The 8,537-nt window shown below is 64.3% G+C and carries 4 protein-coding genes; 1 reads left to right on the top strand and 3 read right to left on the bottom strand.

Annotation, left to right across the window (positions count from 1 at the left end; genetic code table 11):
- Window positions 1–159: 159 nt before the first annotated feature.
- The 3 genes from gdhA to C6A77_RS24615 form a co-directional block, all read right to left on the bottom strand.
- Window positions 160–1,500, bottom strand: coding sequence for an NADP-specific glutamate dehydrogenase (gdhA, locus tag C6A77_RS24625; RefSeq protein ID WP_114171955.1), 1,341 nt, complete (start codon window positions 1,498–1,500; stop codon window positions 160–162).
- A gap of 312 nt (window positions 1,501–1,812) precedes the next feature.
- On the bottom strand, window positions 1,813–3,480 hold the full coding sequence (ettA, locus tag C6A77_RS24620; RefSeq protein ID WP_114171954.1) for an energy-dependent translational throttle protein EttA: 1,668 nt from the start codon (window positions 3,478–3,480) through the stop codon (window positions 1,813–1,815).
- A gap of 302 nt (window positions 3,481–3,782) precedes the next feature.
- A complete protein-coding gene (locus C6A77_RS24615) occupies window positions 3,783–4,199 on the bottom strand; it encodes a hypothetical protein (protein WP_114171953.1) in 417 nt (138 codons plus the stop codon).
- A gap of 249 nt (window positions 4,200–4,448) precedes the next feature.
- On the opposite strand from C6A77_RS24615, the gene C6A77_RS24610 reads away from it, so the two are divergent.
- Window positions 4,449–8,279 carry a bifunctional diguanylate cyclase/phosphodiesterase gene (locus tag C6A77_RS24610; RefSeq protein WP_114171952.1) on the top strand — a complete coding sequence of 1,277 codons (3,831 nt, stop codon included), beginning with the start codon at window positions 4,449–4,451 and terminating at the stop codon, window positions 8,277–8,279.
- Window positions 8,280–8,537: the final 258 nt, after the last annotated feature.

The raw sequence follows: 8,537 nt of genomic DNA, 5'->3' as shown, positions 1-8,537 counted from the left end.
CCCCCGCGGGGGCCCCCGGCCCCGCGGGCCCCCCCCCCCCGCCCCCCCGGCCCCCCCCCCCCCCCCGGTGGTTTTCTTGTTCCGGGGGGGGCGGGGGGGGGGGGGGGGGCGCGGGGGCTGCCCGGCGATGGGCTGCACAGCAGCCCCAAAGACCTCAGATCAAACCACGCCCTGAGCCAACATCGCATCAGCCACTTTCACGAAACCGGCAATGTTCGCACCTTTCACATAGTTGATCCGGCCATCCGCCTCTTCGCCATAGTGCACGCACGCATGGTGAATCGACTGCATGATGTTGTGCAGCTTGCTGTCCACCTCACCGGCAGTCCACAGCAGGCGCATGGCGTTCTGCGACATCTCCAGGCCCGACACGGCCACGCCGCCGGCGTTCGAAGCCTTGCCCGGGGCATACAGAATGCCGGCTTCCAGGAAGATATCCACAGCCTCCAGCGTGGTCGGCATGTTGGCGCCTTCGGCCACACAGATGCAGCCATTGCGCAGCAAGGTGCGGGCGTCTTCGGCGTCCAGCTCGTTCTGCGTGGCGCACGGCAGGGCGATGTCGCACGGCAGGCTCCACGGGGTCTGGCCCTTGCGGAACTCCAGGCCGAACTGCCCGGCCAGCTCGCTGATGCGGCCCCGCTTGACGTTCTTCAGCTGCATCACCGCGTCCCACTGGGCATCGGTCAGGCCAGCCTCGGCGTACAGCGTGCCTTCGGAATCGGACAGCGAAACCACCTTGCCACCCAGGTCCATGACCTTGCGCGCAGCGTACTGGGCCACGTTACCCGAACCGGAAATCGCCACGCGACGGCCGTCGATGCGCAGGTCGCGGCGCTTGAGCATTTCTTCGGCGAAGTACACGCAGCCGTAGCCGGTGGCTTCCGGGCGGATCAGGCTACCGCCGTAGGTCATGCCCTTGCCGGTCAGCACCGAAGTGAACTGGTTGGCCAGGCGCTTGTACTGGCCGAACATGAAGCCGATTTCGCGGGCACCCACGCCGATATCGCCGGCAGGGACGTCCAGGTCGGCGCCGATGTGGCGGTACAGCTCGCTCATGAACGCCTGGCAGAAGCGCATCACTTCGGCGTCGCTCTTGCCCTTCGGGTCGAAGTCCGAGCCGCCTTTGCCGCCGCCCATGGGCAGGGAGGTAAGAGAGTTCTTGAACACCTGCTCGAAGGCCAGGAACTTGAGCACGCCGAGGTTGACCGACGGGTGGAAGCGCAGGCCGCCCTTGTAGGGGCCGATGGCGCTGCTCATCTGGATGCGGTAGCCGCGGTTGACCTGCACCTTGCCCTGGTCATCGACCCAGGACACGCGGAACAGTACGGCACGCTCGGGTTCGACCATGCGCTCCAGAATGCCGGCCTGCAGGTAATGCGGGTTGGCCTCGAGGAATGGCCACAGGCTGCGCAGCACCTCCTCCACCGCCTGGTGGAATTCAGGTTGGGCTGGGTCGCGTTGCTTCAGGCGCGCGAGGAAATCGTCGACGGATTCGATCATGCTAGACATCTCACCAAGAGGATTGGACTTATTGGTTTTTTCAGGAATGTACCAAGAAGCAATCGCACCGGAATAGGGCGAAATGTCGTTTTTTTGAAATTATTTGGTGCGTTTTATGTAAGTGTATACAAAATAACATGTGGGCGGAGGCTTCTTCGCGGGCTCGCCCGCTCCCACAGGTTCACCACAGTCTTGAGTTCAAGGGGTTCCTGTGGGAGCGGGCGAGCCCGCGAATGAAGCCAGCACCACTTTCCAGCCAGGCACAAAAATGGGGCCACGAAGGGCCCCATTCCTGTGCATCAGCACACTGGCTTACTGGGCCAGCTTCTTGTGCCGTACACGGTGCGGCTGGGCAGCGGCATCGCCCAGGCGCTTCTTGCGGTCAGCTTCGTACTCGGTGTAGTTACCCTCGAAGAACACCACATTCGAGTCGTCTTCGTAGGCCAGGATGTGGGTAGCCACACGGTCCAGGAACCAACGGTCGTGGGAGATCACGATTGCTGCGCCGGGGAAGTCCAGCAGAGCTTCTTCCAGCGAACGCAGGGTTTCGACGTCGAGGTCGTTGGACGGTTCGTCGAGCAGCAGGACGTTACCGCCCTCCTTCAGGGTCAGGGCCAGGTGCAGGCGGCCACGCTCACCACCGGACAGGTCCTTGACGAACTTTTGCTGGTCGCCACCCTTGAAGTTGAAGCGGCCTACATAGGTACGCGACGGGATCTCGTAGCTGCCGATGCGGATCATGTCGGAACCGTCGGAAATCTGCTGGAACACGGTCTTGGCACCGTCCAGGTCCTCACGGCTCTGGTCGACGCAGGCCAGCTGCACGGTTTCACCGATCTCGATGCTGCCCGAGTCCGGCTGTTCCTTGCCCATCAACATACGGAACAGGGTAGACTTACCGGCACCGTTACCACCGATTACACCGACGATGGCGCCTTTGGGCATGGAGAACGACAGGTTGTCGATCAGCACCCGGTCGCCGTAGCCCTTGGTGACGTTCTTGAACTCGATGACCTTGTCGCCCAGGCGCGGGCCGGCCGGGATGTAGATCTCGTTGGTTTCGCTGCGCTTCTGGAATTCCTGCGACTGCATTTCTTCAAAGCGCTGCAGACGGGCCTTGGACTTGGACTGGCGGGCCTTGGCGCCTTTGCGCACCCATTCCAGTTCCTCTTTCATGGCCTTTTCGTGGGCGCTCTGCTGCTTGGATTCCTGCGCCAGGCGCTCGGACTTGGCTTCCAGCCAGCCCGAGTAGTTGCCTTCGTACGGGATACCGGCGCCGCGGTCCAGTTCCAGGATCCAGCCAGCGACGTTGTCGAGGAAGTAACGGTCGTGGGTAATGGCTACCACGGTGCCCGGGAAGTCGTGCAGGAAGCGCTCCAGCCAGGCTACCGAGTCGGCGTCCAGGTGGTTGGTCGGTTCGTCGAGCAGCAGCATGTCAGGGGCCGACAGCAACAGGCGGCACAGGGCCACGCGGCGTTTTTCACCACCGGACAGGTGCTCGATGCGTGCATCCCAGGCCGGCAGGCGCAAGGCGTCGGCGGCGACGTCCAGCTGGCGCTCCAGGTTGTGGCCGTCGGCGGCCTGCAGGATGGCTTCCAGCTTGGCCTGCTCGGCGGCCAGCTTGTCGAAGTCGGCATCCGGTTCGGCGTAGGCGGCGTAGACCTCGTCCAGGCGTGCCTGGGCGTCCTTGATCACGCTGACCGCTTCCTCGACCACTTCGCGCACCGACTTGTTCGGGTCCAGTTGCGGTTCCTGTGGCAGGTAGCCAACGTTGATGTCGGGCATCGGACGGGCTTCGCCGTCGAATTCCTTGTCGACGCCGGCCATGATCCGCAGCAGGGTCGATTTACCGGCGCCGTTCAGGCCGAGCACGCCGATCTTGGCGCCCGGGAAGAACGACAGGGAAATGTTCTTGAGAATCTCCCGCTTCGGCGGCACGACCTTGCTCAGCCGATGCATGGTGTAGACGTATTGAGCCAAAACCAAGCCCTCTAATCAGATAGGTAAAGACATCGACGATCGCCCCGACACGCTGGCCAGGGGGATGTATTTACGGGGTGTCATTGAACAAAGTCGACCATTCTACGCCAACGCGCGGCGTTGCATAGGAGAGGTCGATGGTGGGGTGAAATCGGGGGATCCCAGGGGGAAATTTATTGCCTGTGCCGGCCCTTTCGCGGGCGCGCCCGCTCCCACAGGTTCAGCACAGGGTATGGGCAATCGGCGATCCCTGTGGGAGCGGGCGTGCCCGCGAAAGGGCCGGCACAGCAACCAAAAATGACTCAGACGTGACGCTGCTTGGCCTTGCCCCGTGGCAACCGGCACTGGTCACCCTGCTCGGCCAGGCGCGCAGCCCAGGCGGCTTTCACACTGAAGCCGCTGTTGCGGGCAGGTTGCTGCTCGGCAACCTTGCCCGGCTTGGCGGCCGCAGGCGCTGTGCTGACAACCTTGGCAGCAGGCTTGCTCACAGCCACAGCGGCAGCCCCAGCAACTGCCGGCTCAGCTGCCGCCTTGGCGGTCTTGCGCAGTTCAGCCAGCGATGGGGTCTTGCTTTTGGCGGCAGCCGCCGCCTCGGGTTTGCTCAGCGAACGCTGGCAAGACTTGCAGGATACGTCCTCGGTCACGGCAGTGCTGACAAGGGTCTGACTGCTGCGCCCGCAGGCGGAATCGAGGCCATTGGAGGAAAAGTGAGTAACCAAAACCGAACATCTCCGATGCGTTGTCATTTGAAGCGGGCGCCATTCTCGCACAGGTTGCAGGGGCTTGCCGAACCACCGGGCCGGCGCCATCGGTCACGCGGACTGGCACTTTGCCATAATCCTAGGCATGCTAGCCCGTTTCGGGTGTCCGGCCTTATAGTGCGCCACCGCAGTCTGGTTACCTGACTGCGGCACACACCGTGCATGATTCCATCCCTGCCATCGCCAGCCCAATCGCAGGATCAACGCTTGACCAATTTCACTCATCCGTCGTCATTGCGTTCCGTGCCACAGGCACCCGCCGCTTCGCTGCGCGGGTCGATCAAGGGTGCGCTGGCGCTGCTGGCCCTGATCCTGCTGGGCCTGCTGCTATGGCAGCTGTTCGCCCAGTTCAAGCATACCCAGGCCGATGTGCGCAAACAGAGCCTGAACGCCACCACCGACCTGGCCAACCACCTGAGCCTGAACATGGCGCTGAAGGCCCAGCAGGCCATGAACGTGGTGCAGCCCTACGTCAAAGCGCCGACGCCAGCCGCCCTGCCGAGCCTGCTCGCTACCCTGCGCGAGCGCCTGCCGGCCCTGCAGGACATGGCCTGGCTCGGCACCGGCGGGCAGATACAGGCCGACAGCCTGGCGGGCAGCCCCGACCGCCAGTTGCTTGACGAGCTGTTCAGGCTGAACCAGGGCCGCGCCTATTTCTTCACCAATTCGGCCGACAACCGCACCGTCTACCTGCTGCTGCGCCAGGCCAGCGAACAGGACCGCGGCTACTGGCTGCTGCGCCTGTCGGCGGATTACTACCGTACCCTCACCACCCACCTGAACGGCGCCGGCCACCCTCTGTGGCTGCTGGAAAACAGCCGCAGCGGCGAAGTGCTGCAAAACCACGCGCCGGCCGCTACCAGCAACGAACCGCTGCAAAGCGTGATGCTGGCCTTCATCGACAACAGTACCTGGCAACTGCGCGGCCTGTTCGACGCCAAACTGGCGCGGCAAAAACTGCTGCCGGCGCTGCTCGGCAAATGCCTGCTGGTGCTGTTCTGCGCCCTGCTGCCGGTGCTGGCGCTGGTCAACATGCGCCGCCGGCAGAAGGCGCTGCAGGAAGATCGCCGGCGCTACCAGGAAATTTTCGAAGGCACCGGCGTGGCCCTGTGCGTGCTCGACCTGTCCAGCCTGCCCGGCCAGCTCGACCGTTACCACCTGCGTAACCGCGCCGCGCTCAAGCAAAGCCTGGCGCTGGACCCGAACCTGCGCCGCTCGCTGCTGCTGGAACTGAAGATCACCGAGATCAACCAGGTCGCCCGCCAGCTGTTGAACGTCGAATGCCACGAAGGTGCCTGGCAGCGCCTGATCGACGGCACGGGCGATGGCCGCGACAGCGTCGGCATGCAGCTGATCGATGCCTTGATCGAGCAACGCCCGCTGCTGGAACTGGAAGTACGCCTGCCGGCACCGCTGGGTGGCGAACTGCACTTGTGGCTGATGGCCCGCCTGCCGCAACAACGACGCGACTATCAGGCGGTCATCCTCAGCATCAGCGACATTACCAGCCGCAAGCAGGTGGAGCTGTCGCTGCTGGAGCGTGAAAGTTTCTGGTCGGATGTGGTGCGCACCGTGCCCGACCAGCTGTACGTGCAGGATGTGCTCAACCAGCGGATGATCTTCAGCAACCGCCACCTCGGCCAGACCCTGGGCTATGACCGTACCGAGCTGGCGCAAATGGGCGACCGTTTCTGGGAGCTGCTGCTGCACCCCGAAGACGCCGCGCACTACCAGGCCCTGCGCCAGCAACAACGCAGCACTGGCCACGACCAGCCGCTGCACTGCCAGCTGCGCTTCCGCCACCGGGATGGCGGCTGGCGCTGCTACGACATCCGCGAACAGGTACTGACCCGTGACGCCGATGGCCTGGTGACGCGCATCATCGGCGTGGGCAAGGATGTGACGGTGCAGATCGAGGCCAGCCAGTCGCTGCGCGACAGCGAGCAGCGCTACCGCATGCTCGCCGAAAGCATCAGCGATGTGATCTTCTCCACCGACAGCCTGCTCAAGCTCAACTACGTCAGCCCCTCGGTGCAGGCGGTGCTGGGCTACCAGGCCGACTGGATCTTCGCCAACGGCTGGCAGTCGATCATCGCCAACCCGGCTCAGCTCACCGGCATCTACGGCCTGATGGAACGCGTCAGCAAGGCCATGGGCGACCCGGCGCAACTGGCGCAGTTGCGCAGCCAGCTGCCCACCCAGCTGTTCCTGTTCGACTGCCTGCGCGCCGATGGCCGCAAGATCCCCATCGAGTTGCGCCTGGTGCTGGTGTGGGACGACGACGAGCGCTTCGAGGGCGTGCTCGGGGTCGGCCGCGACATCAGCCAGCAACGCCGTGCCGAGAAAGACCTGCGCATGGCCGCGACGGTGTTCGAGCACTCCACCTCGGCGATTCTGATCACCGACCCGGCCGGCTATATCGTCCAGGCCAACGAGGCGTTCAGCCGCGTCAGTGGTTACCAGGTCAGCGAGGTGCTCGACCAGTTGCCCGGCCTGCTCACCGTCGACGAACAGCAGGAGGGCCACCTGCGTTACGTGGTCAAGCAGTTGCACCAGCGCGGCAGCTGGGAAGGCGAGATGTGGCTCAAGCGCCGCGACGGCGACCACTACCCGGCCTGGGTCGGCATTACCGCCGTGCTGGACGACGAAGGCGACCTGGCCAGCTACGTGTGCTTCTTCACCGACATCAGCGAGCGCAAGGCCAGCGAGCAGCGCATCCACCGCCTGGCCTACTACGACGCCCTCACCCACCTGCCCAACCGCACGTTGTTCCAGGACCGCCTGTACAACGCCTTGCAGCAGGCCGAGCGGCAAAAGGCCTGGGTGGTGCTGATGTTCCTCGACCTGGACCGTTTCAAGCCGATCAACGACTCCCTCGGTCATGCCGCCGGCGACCGCATGCTCAAGGACATGGCCCAGCGCCTGCTGGCCTGTGTGGATGACGACGACACCGTGGCACGCATGGGCGGTGACGAGTTCACCCTGCTGCTGCAACCGCGCGCCAGCCGCGAGATGGCGCTCAACCGCGCCATCCACGTGGCCGAGAGCATCCTCGCCAGCCTGGTGCGGCCGTTCGTGCTGGAAAACCGCGAGTTCTTCGTTACCGCCAGTATCGGTATCGCCCTCAGCCCGCAGGATGGCGGCGAGTTGAGCCAGCTGATGAAAAACGCCGATACCGCCATGTACCACGCCAAGGAACGCGGCAAGAACAACTTCCAGTTCTACCAGGCCGAGATGAACGCCAGTGCCCTGGAGCGCCTGGAACTGGAAAGCGACCTGCGCCATGCGCTGGAGCAGAACGAGTTCATCCTTTACTACCAGCCGCAGTTCAGCGGTGACGGCAAGCGCCTGACCGGCGCCGAAGCGCTGCTGCGCTGGCGCCACCCGACCCGAGGCCTGGTGCCGCCGGGCGATTTCATCCCGGTGATCGAAGAACTCGGCCTGGTGGTGGATGTGGGCGACTGGGTACTGCGCGAGGCCTGTCGCCAGCTCAAGGCCTGGCACAAGGCCCGCGTGCGGGTGCCGAAGGTGTCGGTGAACATCTCGGCCCGGCAGTTCTCCGACGGCCAGCTGGGCACGCGCATCGCCAGTACCCTGGAGGCCACCGGCCTGCCGCCGGCGTGCCTGGAACTGGAGCTGACCGAAAGCATCCTGATGCGCGAGGTGGACGAAGCGCTGCAGATTCTGATGAGCCTGAAGAACCTCGGCCTGAGCATTGCCGTGGACGACTTCGGCACCGGTTACTCATCGCTCAACTACCTCAAGCAGTTCCCCATCGATGTGCTGAAGATCGACCGCACCTTCGTCGACGGCCTGCCCGAAGGCGAGCAGGATGCGCAGATTGCCCGGGCGATCATCGCCATGGCCCACAGCCTGAACCTGGCGGTGATCGCCGAAGGCGTGGAAACCCACGAGCAGCTGGAGTTTCTGCGCGAACATGGTTGCGACGAAGTGCAGGGCTACCTGTTCGGCCGGCCGATGCCGGCACACCAGTTCGAGGCGCAGTTCGCCAACGAGACGTTGTTCATGTTCAATTGAGGCGTTGCCGGAACGGGCCTCATCGCCGGCAAGCCGGCTCCCACAGGTACTGCACAAGACTTTGAGGTCGATACGGTCGGGGTGGGAGCAACTGTCTTGATCAATTTCCAAAAACTGGCGCGATCCCTGTGGGAGCGGCCGTGGCCGCGAACACCGGCGCAGCCGGTGCCATCCCTCGCGTCGCCTGCTTCGCGGGTGAACCCGCTCCCACATGGGGCTGCGTATGCCTCGGGCTTGCGCTGAAACCTGTGGGAGCGG

The sequence above is a fragment of the Pseudomonas sp. AFG_SD02_1510_Pfu_092 genome (genome assembly GCF_003331055.1).
Lineage (GTDB): Bacteria > Pseudomonadota > Gammaproteobacteria > Pseudomonadales > Pseudomonadaceae > Aquipseudomonas.
This window is presented reverse-complemented; position numbering and strand designations above follow the sequence as displayed.